Consider the following 15,716-nt stretch of genomic DNA (forward strand, 5'->3'; position numbering starts at 1 on the left):
GCCAGCGGGTTTACCGAACCCACTCGTCCGAGTGTCAGCGGCTCGCGCGGTTGACCGCGGAGACGACGGCCTTGAGCGAGGCGCGCGTCGTGTTCGGGTCGATGCCGATGCCCCACAGGACCTTGCCGTCGATCGCGCACTCGATGTACGAGGCGGCCTGCGCGGAGGCGCCCTCGCTCATGGTGTGCTCCTGGTAGTCCAGCAGCCGTACGTCGACCCCGATGCTCTGCAGGGCGTCGAAGAACGCGGAGATCGGGCCGTTGCCGGAGCCGGTCAGGACGGTGTCCTGGCCGTCGACGACCGCCTCGACCGTGAGCGCGTCGATGCCGTCCCGGTCCGTCGTGGTCTGGCCGTTCTTGACCTGGATACGGCCCCACGGGTTCTCGGGGTTGGGCAGGTACTCGTCCTGGAAGGTGGACCAGATCGCGGCCGGGGTGACCTCGCCGCCCTCGGAGTCGGTCTTCTCCTGGATGGTCCGGGAGAACTCGATCTGCATCCGGCGCGGCAGGTCCAGCTTGTGGTCGTTCTTCAGGACGTACGCGATACCGCCCTTGCCGGACTGGGAGTTGACCCGGATGACCGCCTCGTAGGAGCGGCCGACGTCCTTCGGGTCGATGGGCAGGTACGGGACCGCCCACTCGATGTCGTCCACGGTCTTGCCCTGCGCGGCCGCGTCGGCCTCCAGAGCGTCGAAGCCCTTCTTGATGGCGTCCTGGTGGGAGCCGGAGAAGGCGGTGTAGACCAGGTCGCCCGCGTAGGGGTGGCGCGGGTGGACCTCCATCTGGTTGCAGTACTCGCTCGTACGGCGGATCTCGTCGATCTGCGAGAAGTCGATCATCGGGTCGACGCCCTGCGAGAACAGGTTCATGCCCAGGGTGACCAGGTCGACGTTGCCGGTGCGCTCGCCCTGGCCGAACAGGCAGCCCTCGACGCGGTCGGCGCCGGCCATGACCGCCAGCTCGGCGGCGGCGACGGCGGTGCCGCGGTCGTTGTGCGGGTGGGTCGACAGGCAGACGTACTCGCGGCGGGACAGGTTGCGGGACATCCACTCGAAGCGGTCCGCGTGGGTGCTCGGCGTGGAGCGCTCGACCGTGGCGGGCAGGTTCAGGATGATCTCGCGGCCCTCCTCGGGCTGCCAGACGTCCATGACCGCCTCGCAGACCTCCAGGGCGAAGTCCAGCTCGGTGTCGGTGAAGATCTCGGGGCTGTACTGGTAGCCAAAGATCGTCTCGTCGCCCAGGATCTTCTCGGCGTACTCCATGACCAGCCGCGTGCCGTCCACGGCGATCTGCTTGACCTCTTCCTTGGAGCCGCGGAAGACGACCCGGCGGAAGGTGGGGGCGGTGGCGTTGTACAGGTGCACCGTCGCGCGGTGGGCGCCGCGCAGCGACTCGATGGTCTTCTCGATCAGCTCTTCGCGGGCCTGCGTCAGGACGGAGATCGTCACGTCCTCGGGGATCGCGCCCTCTTCGATGATGGAGCGGACGAAGTTGAAGTCGGTCTCACCGGAGGAGGGGAAGCCGACCTCGATCTCCTTGTAGCCCATCTTGACCAGCAGGTCGAACATCTCGCGCTTGCGCGCGGGCGACATCGGGTCGATCAGCGCCTGGTTGCCGTCGCGCAGGTCGGTCGAGAGCCAGCGGGGCGCCTGGGTGATGCGCTTGTCGGGCCACGTGCGGTCCGGAATGTCCACGGCCTCGTACTTGCCGTACTTGTGGATCGGCATCCCGGAGGGCTTCTGCGTCACGGTCGCGGCGGTGATGGGCGTGGGGCGGCCGATGGAATTCGCGGGGTTCGACATGGTGCGTAGGGCTCCTCGATGGGGTCCGGTAAGGACGGCCGACGGGGCGGTAAACCGCAACACCGAACTCCGCGGGGAGGGGGTCGGCCTACGACTACAGGCCCTCGCCGCGGCAGCTAAGGAGAAGCAGCCCGAAACGCATGATGCTCTGCACCCTAGCGGAGACCCGTGTCATATGGATGTCCCGTATCAGTATGCGGGACCGGAGGCGCATTGCGGCCTTTTCGCGACGAAGCACACATTCGCGGGAATCTCCGTAGCGGGTCGTGACAGGGCCTGTACACGGTGCCACGCTCGCCCCATGGACGCCACTTCCTCACACCAGAGTCACGCTGTCCGCCCGGTCTTCTGCGGGATCATCCCGCCCCACCTCCTCGACCACCTCTCCCGCGCCGAGAGCTCCGCCCTCTCCGGCCGGGCCCGCCGCACCCTCGAGCACGACGCCCTGCAGCGCACCCGCCGCCGCCTCACCACCGTCCGCGGCCTCGCCGCGCCGGACGGGGCCCGCACCGGCAGCGACAAGCCGCAGCGCACGATCTATGACGCGGAGCACACCGAGACCCTGCCCGGCACGAAGGTCCGCGGCGAGTCCGACCCGGCGGGCCAGGACGCCTCCGTCAACCGCGCCTTCGCCGGCCTCGGCGCCACCTTCGAGCTGTACTTCAAGATCTACGGCCGGCACTCCATCGACGACCTGGGCCTGCCGCTGGACGCCACGGTCCACTACGGCAGGGAGTACGACAACGCCTTCTGGGACGGCGAGCGGATGGTCTTCGGGGACGGCGACGGCGAGCTGTTCCTGGACTTCACCACCGCCGTGGACGTCATCGGGCACGAACTGACCCACGGCGTCACCCAGTACACCGCCAACCTGGAGTACCTCGGCCAGTCCGGCGCGCTGAACGAGTCCGTCTCGGACGTCTTCGGCTCGCTGATCAAGCAGTACTCCCTCAAGCAGAGCGCCGACCAGGCGGACTGGCTGATCGGCGACGGGCTGCTCGGCCCGGACGTCGACAAGGGGACCGCGCTGCGCTCGATGAAGGCGCCCGGCACGGCGTACGACGACGACGTGCTCGGCAAGGACCCGCAGCCCGCCTCGATGGACGGCTACGTGGAGACCTCGCAGGACAACGGCGGGGTGCACATCAACTCCGGCATCCCCAACCGCGCCTTCTACCTCGCGGCGACCGCCCTGGGCGGCAACGCCTGGGAGCGGGCCGGACAGGTCTGGTACGACGTGCTGACGGGCGGCAATCTCGCCAAGGACGCCCAGTTCGCGGACTTCGCCCAACTGACGATCGACGCCGCCAAGGCCCGCTACGGCGACCAGGGCGCGGAGCACGAGGCGCTGGTCAAGGCGTGGTCCGAGGTGGGTGTCACCAACGACGAGGGACAGTGACCTGCGGCGGTCATTGACCCGCGGCGTGCCGAGGAGAAGGCTGCGGCCATGCGGATTCAGGTGAGGCGCACCGGCGGTTTCGCCGGCATCGAGAAGCACGCCGAGATCGACACCGCTGACCGGGCCGATGCCGCCCAGTGGGGCGACCTGGTCGAGCGGGCGCTGGCCGACGGGCGGGACACCCAGCCCGTCGGGGTGCCGGACGGGTTCACGTACCAGATCACCGTCGACGGCCGGACCGTGTACTGCGCGGATCCCCGGCTGACCGACCACCAGCGCAAGCTGATCACCCGGGTGCTGAAGGAAGGGGCGGCATAGGGGACAGGTCCCCGGCCCCGATGACGCGTGTCAAGGGTGCGGGTGGGCGGCTCCGCCCGCACCCTTGACACGTTACTGACCGGCCAGGCGGCGGAGGAGCTCCGAGGTGATCCCCCAGCCCCTGGACCGGTACGGCGCACAGGACGCGCTGGCCGAGCCCGTCGTGCCGGTCGGGCGCGGCTGGACGGCGGCGCTGGTGCTGGCGAGCGGGGCGGTCTGGGTCGGCTGGTTCGGGCCGCTGCAGATCCTGCTGGCCCTCCAGGCCGCCGAGCTGGCCCCGGCGGGCACCTCGAAGGAGACCGTGCTGGCCTGGGTGACCGGCTGCGGCGCGGCCGTCGCGCTGGTCGCCACGCCGCTCTTCGGCGCCGCCTCGGACCGTACGGCCTCCCGCTTCGGCCGCCGTACGCCGTGGCTCGCGGGCGGCGTGCCGGCCGGCGCCGTCGCGCTCGCGCTGCTGGCCACGGCGGACGGGGTGCCGTCCCTGCTGCTGGGCTGGTGCCTGGTCCAGCTGGCGCTGAGCGCCGCGTACGCCGCGCTGACGGCCGCGGTGCCGGACCGGGTGCCGCGGGGGCAGCGCGGGGCGGTCGGCGGCTGGCTGGGCGCGGCCCAGATCCTGGGCGTACTGGCGGGCACGGGCCTGGCGACCGCGGCCGGCGGCATCGCGGCGGGCTATCTGGCCTGCGCCGCCTTCACGGTCCTCGGCACGCTCCCGTACGTCCTGCTCCACCGCGACCCGGTACTGCCCGCCGAGCGGCGCCCGCCGTTCGACCGGCGCGCCTTCCTGACCGCCTTCTGGATCAGCCCGCGCCGCCATCCGGACCTGGCCTGGGCCTGGCTGACCCGCTTCCTGGTCAACCTCGGGAACTCGATCGCGCTGCTGTACCTGCTGTACTACCTGCGGGACGCGCTGCGCCGCCCCGACCCGGCGAGCGGGGTGCTGGTCCTCACCGCGGTGAACAGTGCGCTGCTGCTGACGACGGTCGTCACCGCGGGCTTCTGGTCGGACCGCGTCGGCCGCCGCAAGCCGTTCGTCCTGTGGGCCGGCGTCCTGATGGCGGCGGCCACCGCGGTGCTCGCCTGCTGGCAGAGCTGGCCCGGGGCGCTGGTGGCGGCCGGCACGCTGGGCATCGGTTTCGGGGTCTTCATGGCCGTCGACTTCGCGCTGATGACGGACGTCCTCCCGGCCGCGGCGCACCGCGGCAAGGACCTCGGCGTCATCAACATCGCCAATTCCCTGCCCCAGGTCGCAGCCCCGGCCCTGGCGGCACCGGTCGTCCGCCACCTGGGCGGCTACCCGGTCCTGTACCTCCTGGCCGCGGCCGTCGCCCTCACGGGCGCGCTCTTCGTACGCCGCATCCGGGGAGTGGACTGAACCGTGCGCGACAGCGTCTAGAAGCCCAGCTTGCGCAGCTGCTTGGGATCCCGCTGCCAGTCCTTGGCGACCTTCACATGGAGGTCCAGGTAGACCGGCGTGCCGAGCAGCGCCTCGATGTGCTTGCGGGACTTCATCCCGACCTCCTTCAGACGCTTGCCCTTGGGGCCGATGATGATGCCCTTCTGGCTGGGCCGCTCGATGTAGACGATCGCGTGCACGTCCAGCAGCGGCTTCTCGGCGGGCCGGTCCTCGCGCGGCAGCATCTCCTCCACCACGACCGCGATGGAGTGCGGCAGCTCGTCCCGTACGCCCTCCAGCGCCGCCTCGCGGATCAGCTCGGCGACCATGACCTGCTCGGGCTCGTCGGTGAGGTCGCCCTCCGGGTACAGCGGCGGGCTCTCGGGCAGCATCGGCACGAGCAGGTCGGCCAGCAGCCCCACCTGGCTGTCGCCGACCGCCGACACCGGAATGATCTCGGCCCACTCGATCCCGAGCTCCTGGCCCAGCTTGTCGATGGCGATCAGCTGCTCGGCCAGCGTCTTGGAGTCCACCAGGTCGCTCTTGGTGACGATGGCGACCTTCGGGGTCTTCTTGATCCCGGCCAGCTCACCGGCGATGAAACGGTCCCCCGGGCCGAGCTTCTGGTCGGCGGGCAGGCAGAAGCCGATCACGTCGACCTCGGCCCAGGTGGTCCGCACGACGTCGTTCAGCCGCTCGCCCAGCAGCGTGCGCGGCTTGTGCAGGCCGGGGGTGTCGACGAGGACCAGCTGCGCGTCCGGGCGGTGCACGATGCCGCGGACGGTGTGCCGGGTGGTCTGCGGCCGGTTCGAGGTGATGGCCACCTTCGTACCGACGAGAGCGTTCGTCAGGGTGGACTTGCCCGCGTTCGGGCGGCCTACGAAGCATGCGAAGCCGGCGCGGTGCGGGGCGGAGGAGTCTGTACGAACGCTCATGGCGCCCATTCTCCCCGATCGCGGGCATGACACCGACCACCGGCCCGGCCGGACCGGTGGGTCAGCGGTATGCGTGCGAGGTCAGCGGCGCTGTGGCGGTCAGCCGGCCTTGACGGTCTCGCGGAGGGCGCCGTCGGGACCGGCGACCAGGACGGGGGTCTCCGCACCGCCCAGGTCACGGACGGCGGCGCGGTCCGCGTCCGCAGCGGTGGCGGCCTCGGTGACCACCGCGGCCGCCTCCAGGGACTGCGCGCCGCTCGCGACGGCCATCGCCACGGCGGTCTGCAGGGCGCTCAGCTTGAGGGAGTCGAGGTTCACGGTGCCCGCGACATACGTCCGGCCGGTCTCGTCGCGTACGGCGGCGCCCTCGGCCACACCGTTACGGGCTCGCGCCGAACGGGCGAGGGTGATGATCTTGCGGTCTTCCGGATCCATCGCTTCGCTCATACGGCCGAGCCTATCCGCTGCGCTCGGCTGGGGCCGATGAGGGCTCGCGTACGTTGCCGGGGGCGGCGCGGTTTCGCCTGCGGCGGGCGGATGCCGCTGCGCGGGGCTTGACGTCACGGGGCCGGACCTCCGCGGGTGGGGTACCGGACTGCTTCGCTTTACGTCCGGTACCCCACCCGCTCCGGCCCGTCCCCTCCCGTCGGTGGTGGGTGGAAAGACGGGGGCGACGGGGTGGCGGGGGCGTCGTTGCTTCAGCCCGCCACCGAGTACAGCTCGCCGCGTCGTTCCTCGGCCGACAGCAGCCGGACGAGCTTCGCCTCGGTCTCGTCGTCCTGCGCGTTGTGCATCACCACGGTCAGGTCGGCGCGGGACGGCACCCGCAGCTGCGTGGACTCGAACCGGAGCGTGCCCACCAGCGGGTGCTCCATTTCCTGGTGCAGCTGGCCGCCCGGCGTGACGTCCTGGCGCGCCCACAACCGCGTGAATTCCCCGCTCGCCGCCGACGCCTCCCGTACGACCTCGGCGAAGCCCTCGTCGCCCGGCCGCTCGGAGCAGGCGGCACGGTACTGGGCGACGATGTGCGGCGCGTTCCGCTGCCAGCTGTGCGCGCGGGACCGGTAGACCGGGTCGGTGAAGTAGGCGATCACGCAGTTCGACGAGACGCCCGGCCGCCCGCGCCCCAGCGCCAGCCGCGACGCCTCGTTGTACGCGACGGTGTTCCAGTACGGGTCCATGATGTGCGCCGGGAACGGCAGCCACGCGTCGATCAGCCGCTGCAGCCCGTCGCAGATCGGATCGCCGTCGTACTCGGAGCGCGGCAGCGGCGGGTTCAGCCCGGCCAGCACGTACAGGTGGCGGCGCTCGGCGTCGCGCAGCTTCAGCACCCGCGCCACCGCGTCCAGCACCTGCGGCGAGACGCTGATGTCGCGGCCCTGCTCCAGCCACTGGTACCAGGAGGCGCCGACCCCGGCGAGCACCGCGACCTCCTCGCGGCGCAGCCCCGGCGTACGGCGCCGCCCGCCGTCCGGCAGCCCCGCCTCGGCCGGACTGACGCGCGCCCGGCGCGCCATCAGAAACTCCCGCAGTTCCTCCCGGCGCCCCGCCGTCCGTGCCGCCATCGCTCCCCCTCGTGCTGCCTGGTGGTCGGAACACCACGATAAGTTCCCGCTCCCCACCGGTTATTCCGGACGACGAGGCTCGTCCCATGCCGACCGAAACAACCGCTCCGGCGCGGGAATCCGCTCCGGCCACGCCCGACGCCGTACGGGAAACCGCCCCGGCGCCCACCGCGACCCGGATGACGGGCCGGGCCAGACTCGTCCTCCTCGTGCTGTGCGCCGCCCAGTTCCTCGTCGCCCTGGACTTCTCGATCCTGAACGTGGCGCTGCCCGTACTGGGCGCCGACCTCGGCATGGGCCAGGCCGACCTGCAGTGGGCGGTGACCGCCTTCGCCCTGCCGTCCGGCGGCTTCCTGCTGCTCTCCGGCCGGGTCGCCGACCTCTACGGACGGCGCCGGCTCTTCCTCACCGGCCTCGCGCTCTTCACCGCGGCCTCCGTCCTCGCCACCCTCGCCTGGTCGCCCGCGGCGTTCCTCGCGGGCCGCGCGCTGCAGGGCATCGGCGCGGCCGTCATCGTCCCGGCCGGCATGTCCCTGCTCACCACGACCTTCGCCGAAGGGCCGCAGCGCGAGCGCGCGCTGGGCGTCAGCGGCACGCTGCTGTCCATGGGCTTCACCGTCGGCATGGTGCTCGGCGGCGTCCTCACCGACTCCCTCGGCTGGCGCTCGACGATGGGCCTGCTGGCCGTGGCGGGCGCGGCCGTCCTGGCGCTGGCCCCCGCTCTCCTGACGGAGAGCCGCCGCCCGGACCGGCCCCGTATCGACGTGCCCGGCGCGCTCACCGTCACCGGCGGCCTCCTGTCCCTCATCTACGCCCTCTCCACCGCCGCCACCGACGGCTTCGCCCGCCCCGACGTCCTCCTCACCCTCGTCCTGGGCGCGGTACTGCTCGTCGCCTTCGTGTGCGTCGAGTACCGCTCCCCCGAGCCGCTGGTCTCGCTCCCCATGCTCCGCCGCCCCACGGTGGCGTTCGGCAACCTCGCGGGCCTCACCACCGTCTCGATGATGAGCACCGTCGTGTTCCTCCTGACGCTGTACCTCCAGGAGGTGCTGCACCTCTCGCCGTTCCGCACGGGTCTGGTCTTCGGCGTGCAGGGCGTCGTCTCCGCGCTGGCCGGCATCCTGGCCCCGCGCTTGATCGCCCGCATCGGCGCCCGCGGCACGCTGCTGACCGGCCTGCTGATCCAGGCGGCGCTCACGGCCTCGCTCCTGGGTCTCGGCACGGGCTCCGGTTCGGCCTGGCTCGCCATGGCCGGCGTCACCCTCGCCTCCCTCGGCCACCTCTGGGTGATCGTCTCCTACGGCGTCACCGCGACGTCCGGCCTCCCCGACCACGAACAGGGCCTGGCCACCGGCCTGGTCACCAGCGCCCAGCAGATCGGCATGACCATCGGCATCCCCCTGCTCAGCGCCCTGGCCTCCGCCCACGTCTCCGCGCTCCGCGCGAGCGGCGCCGACCTCGCCGAGGCAACATTGGGCGGCATCCGCCTGGGCCTGGCCACCGACGCAGCCATCCTCCTGGCGGTCACCACCCTGATCACCTTCGGCCTCCGCCGCCGCACGTAGCCGCACCACAACGGCCCTCGTTTTCCCACCCACCACCGACGGGAGGGGACGGGCCGGAGCGGGTGGGGGTCCGGACGTAAAGCGAAGCAGTCCGGACCCCCACCCGCGGAGGCCCGGCACCGTAACGTCAAGCCCCGCGCAGCGGTAACGGCCCGCCGCAGGCGAAACGGCGCCGCACCCGGCAACGGACGCAAGCCCCCATCGACCCAAGCCGAGCGCGGCGCCCAAGCACCCGTACGCCTACGCTGGAAAGCGGAGGCGATCCCCATGGGCTTCTACTCAGAACGCGTTCTCCCGCGCATCATCGACGTCGCCTGCGGGATGAAACCCACCAGACCCCTGCGCCGCCGGGTCTGCGCGCCCCTGGCGGGCGACATCCTCGAGATCGGCTTCGGCACGGGCCACAACGTGCCGTTCTACCCGCCGACCGTCACCAGCGTGGCCGCCATCGAGCCCTCCGACCGCGGCTGGGAACTCGCCGGCACCCGCCTGCGGGCATCCCGTACGCCCGTCCACCGAGCCGGCCTGGACGGCCAGTCGCTGCCCTTCGAGGACAACAGTTTCGACGCCGCGCTCTCCACGTGGACGCTGTGCACCATCCCCGACGCCGGGGCCGCCCTGCGCGAGGTCCGGCGCGTCCTCAAGCCGGGCGGCACCCTGCGCTTCCTCGAACACGGCCTGGCCCCGGAAACAGATGCGTCCGTACGCCAGTGGCAGCGCCGCCTGGATCCCCTCAACGCACGCCTCTTCGGGGGCTGCCACCTCACGCGGCCGATAGCCGACCTGCTGACCTCGGCAGGCTTCACGATCACCGAGCTGGAGACGTTCTACGAGAAGGGCGCCCCCAAGCCGATGGGCGCCGACTCACTGGGCACGGCGGTGGCCCGCTAGGGGGCGTGGAAGCCCCCTGGCCCTCGTCGCTCTAGCCCTCGTCGCTCCCGGCGCCTCCGGCGCCGACGGGCTCCACCAGTACCGTGACGATCTTGTTCCGGCGCCCCGCCGGGGACTCCGCCGTGAGCCGCAGCGCCTTCAGGGCCGGGTCCACGGCGTCCTCGGAGAGGTCGACCTCCGCCTGCGCGCCCGCGATCGGCACCCTGCCCAGCCGCTTGGCCAGCAGCCCGCCGACCGTCTCCACGTCCTCGTCGTCCAGCTCCAGGCCGTACAGCTCGCCGAGGTCGCCGATGTCGAGGCGGGCCGTGACCCGGTACCGGCCGTCGCCCAGCTCCTGCACGGGCGGCAGCTCGCGGTCGTACTCGTCGGTGATCTCGCCGACGATCTCCTCGAGGATGTCCTCGATCGTGACAATCCCCGCGGTACCACCGTATTCGTCGATCACCACAGCAACATGGTTGCGGTCCCGCTGCATCTCCCGCAGCAGGTCACCCGCGTTCTTCGTGTCCGGCACGAACGCCGCGGGCCGCATCGCCGTCGACACCAGCTCGGTCTCCGCGTCCCGGCTGATGTGCACCTTCCGGGCGAGGTCCTTCACGTACACCACGCCCACCACGTCGTCCTCGCTCTCCCCCGTCACGGGGATGCGCGAGAACCCGGACCGCAGCGCGAGCGTGAGCGCCTGCCGGATGGTCTTGAACCGCTCGACGGACACCAGGTCCGTGCGCGGCACCATGACCTCCCGGACGAGGGTGTCGCCGAGCTGGAAGACCGAGTGCACCATGCGGCGCTCCTCGTCCTCGATCAGCGACTCCTGCTCCGCGAGGTCGACCATCGCGCGCAGCTCGGCCTCGGAGGCGAAGGGGCCCTTGCGGAAGCCCTTGCCGGGGGTGAGCGCGTTGCCGAGGAGGATCAGCAGCTGCGGGATCGGACCCATGATCCGGGCCAGTGGCAGCAGCACGTACGCCGCTGCCGTCGCCGTGTTCAGCGGGTGCTGGCGGCCGATCGTACGCGGGGAGACCCCGACCGCGACGTACGAGACGAGCACCATCACCGCGATGGCGACGGTCAGCGCCTCCCAGGTTTCCTCGAACCGCCGCACGCACGCGTACGTGACGACGACGGCAGCGGCCATCTCGCAGCCGACCCGCACCAGCAGGGCGACGTTCAGATAGCGGGTGGGGTCGGCGGCGACGGCGGCGAGCTTGGCGCTGCCGCGCCGCCCCGACCGTACGGCCTCCTCGGCGCGGAAGCTGGTCGTGCGGGCGAGGCCCGTCTCCGCGCAGGCGGCGAGCCAGGCGACCACGACGAGGAGGACGGCGACGGCGATCAGCTGGAGGGACACCGCGTCACCGGGTGGTGGGTGCCGGGGACGGGCCCTCGATGCCGCGCTCGGCCCGCCAGCCGTCGATGATCGCGGCCTGCAGCCCGAACATCTCGGCCTTCTCGTCCGGCTCCTCGTGGTCGTAGCCCAGGAGGTGCAGGACGCCGTGGACGGTGAGCAGCTGCAGCTCCTCGTCCATGGAGTGCTCCGTGGGCGCGTCCTCGCCCTGCTTCTTCGCGACCTCCGGGCAGAGCACGATGTCGCCGAGCAGCCCCTGCGGGGGCTCCTCCTCGTCCTTGGCCGGCGGGCGCAGCTCGTCCATCGGGAAGGACATCACGTCGGTCGGCCCGGGGAGGTCCATCCACTGGATGTGGAGCTGCTCCATGGCGTCGGCGTCGACGACGATGACCGAGAGCTCGGACAGCGGGTGGATGCGCATCCGGGCGAGCGCGTAGCGGGCGACATCCAGGACCGCCTGCTCGTCGATGTCCGTACCGGACTCGTTGTTGACGTCGATTGCCATCGTTGTTCTGCTCAGTGCTTTCCGTTGCGGCTGCGGCTGTCGTGCTGGCCGGAGCGTCCGTCGTTCTGGCCATTGCGGCTGTCGTACTTCTCGTACGCGTCGACGATACGGCCCACGAGCTTGTGCCGGACGACGTCAGTGCTGGTGAGGCGCGAGAAATGGACGTCGTCCACGTCCTCGAGGATCTCCTGCACCTGGCGCAGACCGCTCTTCGTGCCGCCGGGCAGGTCGATCTGCGTCACATCGCCCGTGATCACGATCTTCGAGTCGAAGCCGAGCCGGGTGAGGAACATCTTCATCTGCTCGGGGCTGGTGTTCTGCGCCTCGTCGAGGATGATGAACGCGTCGTTCAGCGTCCGGCCGCGCATGTACGCCAGCGGCGCGACCTCGATCGTCCCGGCGGCCATCAGGCGCGGGATGGAGTCGGGGTCGAGCATGTCGTGCAGCGCGTCGTAGAGCGGGCGCAGATACGGGTCGATCTTCTCGTAGAGCGTGCCGGGCAGGAAGCCCAGGCGCTCGCCCGCCTCGACCGCGGGCCGGGTCAGGATGATGCGGTTGACCTGCTTGGACTGCAGGGCCTGCACCGCCTTGGCCATGGCGAGGTAGGTCTTGCCCGTACCGGCGGGGCCAATGCCGAAGACGACGGTGTGCTTGTCGATGGCGTCGACGTACCGCTTCTGGTTCAGCGTCTTGGGACGGATCGTGCGGCCCCGGTTGGAGAGGATGTTCTGAGTGAGCACCTCCGCGGGGGTCTCGCTCGTCCCGCCCTCGCCGTTCTCCGCCGAGCGCAGCATGGCGATCGAGCGTTCCACTGCGTCCTCCGTCATCGGCTGTCCGGTGCGGAGCACCAGCATCATCTCGTCGAACAGGCGCTGGATGAGCGCGACGTCCTCGGGATTTCCGACGGCGCTGACCTCATTGCCACGGACGTGGATGTCGGCCGTCGGGAAGGCGTTCTCGATCACGCGCAGCAACGCGTCTCCCGACCCCAGGACCGTGACCATGGGGTGCGTGGGCGGGACGGTGAACTGGGCGCGCGCCTGCTGATTAGTGGGTGTCTGCGTCATGGGCCGGCTCTGTGGCCTGCTGATCCCCATTTCTACGTAGCGATGCCTGCGGCTCTCCTGAGCACGTCCAGGGTACGACGCACCACCGACATCAACGGAGAACTTTTCGAGGAGGGCCGGTGGAGGGGGGCTGCCGGGGCCTTTGGCCGGCCTACGGGGGCGCCGGCACGGGTGCAGGGCCCGCCTGCGGAGGCGAATCGAAGCTCGCCTACGGGGGCGAATCGAACACAGGTGGCCCCCTTGCTCAGGGGTTACCCAGGAGGGGCGGCGGGCATCCGCCCTCGCGCCCGCGGAGGACGGCCCTCACCCCCGCGGGGAATGGCCCTCGCCCCTGCGGGGAGCCGCTCAGCCCGAGCGGCGGAAGCCGATCGTGGGGAGGGCGCGGGCCAGGGGCCACTGGCGGTAGGCGGCCGGCAGGACGCCCTCCAGGAACGCGTACCGCTCCCGCGCCGCGAGCCCTTCCGCGGCCGCCGTGCGGTGGTCCCGTACCTGCTGCCACCACGCGGCGATCTCCGACCAGCCGGGCGCGGACAGCGAGCCGCCGAACTCCTGCACCGACAGCGCCGCCGTCAGGCCCGCGAACGCCAGCCGGTCGGCCAGCGGCCAGCCCGCGAGCGTGCCCGTGACGAAGCCCGCCACGAAGACGTCGCCCGCGCCCGTGGGGTCCAGCGCCTCCACCGCGATCGCCGGGACCTCGGCGCACTCGCCGGTACGCGCGTCCACCGCGCACGCGCCCCGCGCGCCCATGGTGACCACGGCGACCGGCACCAGGTCGGCGAGCTTGCGGGCGGCCGCCTGCGGCGAGTCCGTACGCGTGTACCGCATCGCCTCCTCCGCGTTCGGCAGGAACGCCTCGCAGTGCTCGAGGTCGGCGAGGTCGGCCGGATCCCAGCGCCCGGTGTCGTCCCAGCCCACGTCCGCGAAGATCCGGGCACCGCGGCCGGCCGCGCAGCCCAGCCAGCCCTCCCGCCGCCCCGGCACCAGCGAGGCGACGCAGGCGCGCGAGGCGGGCGGGCACCCCGGCGCGTGCGCCCCGTCGAAGGCGGACTCCGGCGGCGGGGCCTCGTGCCCGTGCGACACCATCGTGCGCTCGCCCTCGTACGCCATGGAGACGGTCACCGGCGAGTGCCACCCGGGCACCTTCCGCGACATCGAGAGGTCGATGCCCTCCCCCTGGCGCAGCGCGTCCCAGCAGTACTCGCCGTACATGTCGTCCCCGAAGGCCGCCGCCAGCGAGGTGTGCAGCCCGAGCCGGGCCAGCGCGGTCGCCATGTTCGCGACCCCGCCGGGGCTCGACCCCATGCCGCGCGCCCAGGACTCGGTGCCACGGACCGGCGCCGAGTCCAGCCCGGTGAAGATGATGTCGAGGAAGACCGTGCCGGTGAGATAGACGTCCGTGGCCGGGTCCTGCGGCCCGCGAACGGCGGCGAGCGGGTCGAGCACCGCCGGCGCGGGACTCGTGGGAGCGAACTGTTCTCCGCTGTGAGCGCTCACCTTGCCTGCCCCTTTCGTCCGTGCACGTCACGCCAGTGTGCCGGATCAGGGGTGGCCATGGCTGCGAGCGCGGCGGCTTCCCCCGCGCCTTCGTGCGGTACGTTCCGGCGCATGAGGCTCACGATTCTCGGTGGTGGCGGCTTCCGGGTGCCGCTGGTCCACCGCGCGCTGCTCGACGATCCCGCGCGCGCCGTGACGGAGGTGACGCTGTACGACACCGACGCGGACCGGCTGCGGGTCATCGCGGCCGTACTGGAGCGGCAGGCGGCGGGGCGGGAGCGGCCGGTACGGGTGCGGCTCGCGACGGACCTCGACGACGCCCTGCGCGGCGCGGACTTCGTGTTCTCCGCGATCCGGGTCGGCGGCACCGCGGGGCGCGTCGCGGACGAGCGGATCCCGCTCTCCGAGGGCGTGCTCGGCCAGGAGACGGTGGGCGCGGGCGGCGTGCTCTACGGGCTGCGCACGATCCCCGTGGCGCTGCACATCGCCGAGCGGGCCGCGGCGCTGGCCCCGGACGCCTGGGTCATCAACTTCACCAACCCTGCCGGAATGGTCACCGAGGCGATGGCCGAGGTGCTGGGCGAGCGGGTGATCGGCATCTGTGACTCGCCGGTGGGCCTGGTGCGCCGGGCCGCGCGGGCGGCGGGCGCGGACCCGGACGCGGTGACGTACGACTACGTGGGGCTGAACCACCTCGGGTGGCTGCGGTCGCTGTCCTACGAGGGCCGGGACCTGCTCCCGGGGCTGCTCGCCGACCCCGAGGCACTCGGGTCGTTCGAGGAGGGCCGGCTCTTCGGGGCGGAGTGGCTGCACGCCCTCGGGGCGCTCCCCAACGAGTACCTGCATTACTACTACTTCCGCCGCGAGACGCTCGCCTCCGTACGGGCGGCGGACGAGACCCGCGGTGTCTTCCTCGACCGGCAGCAGGGCGGCTTCTTCGAGGCGGCGGGCCGGCGCCCGGAGGAGGCGTACGCGCTGTGGGAGCGCACGCGCCTGGAGCGCGAGGAGACGTACATGGCGGAGAGCCGGGAGGCGAGCGGCGGCTGGCAGCGGGACAGCTGCGACCTGGAGGGCGGCGGGTACGACCGGGTGGCGCTGGCCCTGATGCACGCCATCGCGGGCGACCGGCGGGCCCGGCTGATCCTGAACGTGCGCAACGGGACGACCGTTCCGGCGCTCGCCCCCGAGGCCATCATCGAGACGGTGTGCGAGGTGGGCGCGGACGGCGCCCGGCCGCTGCCGTGCGCCCCGCTCCGCAACGACCAACTGGGGCTGATGCTCCAGCTGAAGGCGGTGGAACGGGCGACGGTGGAGGCCGCCGTCTTCAAGGAGCGCGACGCGGCCCTGCGGGCGCTCGCGCTGCACCCTCTGGTGGACTCACCGGCGGTGGCCGCCCGCATCCTGGAGCGGGCGGCGGACTGAGCGGTCCGGCGGGCGCGGT

Annotated in this window: 14 protein-coding genes; 6 read left to right on the forward strand and 8 right to left on the reverse strand. The window is 72.0% G+C overall.

What is annotated here, in order from left to right; genetic code table 11:
* Positions 1 to 34: 34 nt before the first annotated feature.
* A complete protein-coding gene (gene leuA / locus ACIGXO_RS13530) occupies positions 35 to 1,801 on the reverse strand; it encodes a 2-isopropylmalate synthase (protein WP_399784861.1) in 1,767 nt (588 codons plus the stop codon).
* Positions 1,802 to 2,102: 301 nt separating this feature from the next.
* On the opposite strand from leuA, the gene ACIGXO_RS13535 reads away from it, so the two are divergent.
* The 3 genes from ACIGXO_RS13535 (at position 2,103) to ACIGXO_RS13545 (ending at position 4,890) form a co-directional block, all read left to right on the forward strand.
* Positions 2,103 to 3,200, forward strand: a complete 1,098-nt coding sequence (locus ACIGXO_RS13535) for a M4 family metallopeptidase (RefSeq protein WP_399784864.1) — start codon at positions 2,103 to 2,105, stop codon at positions 3,198 to 3,200.
* 48 nt (positions 3,201 to 3,248) lie between these two features.
* A complete protein-coding gene (locus tag ACIGXO_RS13540; protein ID WP_399784867.1) occupies positions 3,249 to 3,518 on the forward strand; it encodes a protealysin inhibitor emfourin in 270 nt (89 codons plus the stop codon).
* Between the two features lie 106 nt (positions 3,519 to 3,624).
* Positions 3,625 to 4,890, forward strand: a complete 1,266-nt coding sequence (locus ACIGXO_RS13545; RefSeq protein ID WP_399784870.1) for an MFS transporter — start codon at positions 3,625 to 3,627, stop codon at positions 4,888 to 4,890.
* A 17-nt stretch (positions 4,891 to 4,907) separates the two neighbouring features.
* On the opposite strand, the gene era is transcribed toward ACIGXO_RS13545, so the two are convergent.
* The 3 genes from era to ACIGXO_RS13560 all read right to left on the reverse strand — a co-directional run bounded on the left by era (position 4,908) and on the right by ACIGXO_RS13560 (position 7,411).
* Complete coding sequence (gene era, locus ACIGXO_RS13550) at positions 4,908 to 5,846, reverse strand: GTPase Era (RefSeq protein WP_399784872.1); 939 nt, start codon at positions 5,844 to 5,846, stop codon at positions 4,908 to 4,910.
* Positions 5,847 to 5,945: 99 nt separating this feature from the next.
* Entirely contained in the window at positions 5,946 to 6,293 is a 348-nt protein-coding gene (locus ACIGXO_RS13555; protein ID WP_399784874.1) for a cytidine deaminase, read from the reverse strand.
* A gap of 251 nt (positions 6,294 to 6,544) precedes the next feature.
* Positions 6,545 to 7,411 carry a helix-turn-helix transcriptional regulator gene (locus ACIGXO_RS13560; protein WP_399784877.1) on the reverse strand — a complete coding sequence of 289 codons (867 nt, stop codon included), beginning with the start codon at positions 7,409 to 7,411 and terminating at the stop codon, positions 6,545 to 6,547.
* An 86-nt stretch (positions 7,412 to 7,497) separates the two neighbouring features.
* Between ACIGXO_RS13560 and ACIGXO_RS13565 the strand changes: the two genes are divergently transcribed.
* Positions 7,498 to 8,976 (forward strand): MFS transporter, encoded by a 1,479-nt coding sequence (locus ACIGXO_RS13565; protein ID WP_399784880.1) that lies wholly within the window; start codon positions 7,498 to 7,500, stop codon positions 8,974 to 8,976.
* 267 nt (positions 8,977 to 9,243) lie between these two features.
* Positions 9,244 to 9,867 (forward strand): class I SAM-dependent methyltransferase, encoded by a 624-nt coding sequence (locus tag ACIGXO_RS13570; RefSeq protein ID WP_399784884.1) that lies wholly within the window; start codon positions 9,244 to 9,246, stop codon positions 9,865 to 9,867.
* Between the two features lie 31 nt (positions 9,868 to 9,898).
* Here the strand turns inward: ACIGXO_RS13570 and ACIGXO_RS13575 are convergent, their stop codons facing one another.
* The 4 genes from ACIGXO_RS13575 to ACIGXO_RS13590 all read right to left on the reverse strand — a co-directional run bounded on the left by ACIGXO_RS13575 (position 9,899) and on the right by ACIGXO_RS13590 (position 14,275).
* Positions 9,899 to 11,212, reverse strand: a complete 1,314-nt coding sequence (locus ACIGXO_RS13575; protein ID WP_399784887.1) for a hemolysin family protein — start codon at positions 11,210 to 11,212, stop codon at positions 9,899 to 9,901.
* 4 nt (positions 11,213 to 11,216) lie between these two features.
* A complete protein-coding gene (gene ybeY, locus ACIGXO_RS13580; RefSeq protein WP_031066761.1) occupies positions 11,217 to 11,714 on the reverse strand; it encodes an rRNA maturation RNase YbeY in 498 nt (165 codons plus the stop codon).
* Between the two features lie 11 nt (positions 11,715 to 11,725).
* Positions 11,726 to 12,781, reverse strand: coding sequence for a PhoH family protein (locus ACIGXO_RS13585; RefSeq protein WP_399784891.1), 1,056 nt, complete (start codon positions 12,779 to 12,781; stop codon positions 11,726 to 11,728).
* 345 nt (positions 12,782 to 13,126) lie between these two features.
* Positions 13,127 to 14,275 carry a carbohydrate kinase family protein gene (locus ACIGXO_RS13590; protein ID WP_399784894.1) on the reverse strand — a complete coding sequence of 383 codons (1,149 nt, stop codon included), beginning with the start codon at positions 14,273 to 14,275 and terminating at the stop codon, positions 13,127 to 13,129.
* Between the two features lie 111 nt (positions 14,276 to 14,386).
* On the opposite strand from ACIGXO_RS13590, the gene ACIGXO_RS13595 reads away from it, so the two are divergent.
* Entirely contained in the window at positions 14,387 to 15,697 is a 1,311-nt protein-coding gene (locus ACIGXO_RS13595; protein ID WP_399784897.1) for a 6-phospho-beta-glucosidase, read from the forward strand.
* The last annotated feature ends 19 nt before the right edge of the window (positions 15,698 to 15,716 follow it).

Origin of the sequence: Streptomyces sp. NPDC053542 (genome assembly GCF_044544685.1) — a bacterium.
Taxonomy (GTDB): Bacteria; Actinomycetota; Actinomycetes; order Streptomycetales; family Streptomycetaceae; genus Streptomyces.

What these genes read in the sequence shown, in the direction of transcription:
- leuA (WP_399784861.1), bottom strand. Translation starts at nt 1,801, where the DNA reads ATGTCGAACCCCGCGAATTCCATCGGCCGCCCCACGCCCATCACCGCC.
- ACIGXO_RS13535 (WP_399784864.1), top strand. Translation starts at nt 2,103, where the DNA reads ATGGACGCCACTTCCTCACACCAGAGTCACGCTGTCCGCCCGGTCTTC.
- ACIGXO_RS13540 (WP_399784867.1), top strand. Translation starts at nt 3,249, where the DNA reads ATGCGGATTCAGGTGAGGCGCACCGGCGGTTTCGCCGGCATCGAGAAG.
- era (WP_399784872.1), bottom strand. Translation starts at nt 5,846, where the DNA reads ATGAGCGTTCGTACAGACTCCTCCGCCCCGCACCGCGCCGGCTTCGCA.
- ACIGXO_RS13555 (WP_399784874.1), bottom strand. Translation starts at nt 6,293, where the DNA reads ATGAGCGAAGCGATGGATCCGGAAGACCGCAAGATCATCACCCTCGCC.
- ACIGXO_RS13560 (WP_399784877.1), bottom strand. Translation starts at nt 7,411, where the DNA reads ATGGCGGCACGGACGGCGGGGCGCCGGGAGGAACTGCGGGAGTTTCTG.
- ACIGXO_RS13565 (WP_399784880.1), top strand. Translation starts at nt 7,498, where the DNA reads ATGCCGACCGAAACAACCGCTCCGGCGCGGGAATCCGCTCCGGCCACG.
- ACIGXO_RS13570 (WP_399784884.1), top strand. Translation starts at nt 9,244, where the DNA reads ATGGGCTTCTACTCAGAACGCGTTCTCCCGCGCATCATCGACGTCGCC.
- ybeY (WP_031066761.1), bottom strand. Translation starts at nt 11,714, where the DNA reads ATGGCAATCGACGTCAACAACGAGTCCGGTACGGACATCGACGAGCAG.
- ACIGXO_RS13585 (WP_399784891.1), bottom strand. Translation starts at nt 12,781, where the DNA reads ATGACGCAGACACCCACTAATCAGCAGGCGCGCGCCCAGTTCACCGTC.
- ACIGXO_RS13595 (WP_399784897.1), top strand. Translation starts at nt 14,387, where the DNA reads ATGAGGCTCACGATTCTCGGTGGTGGCGGCTTCCGGGTGCCGCTGGTC.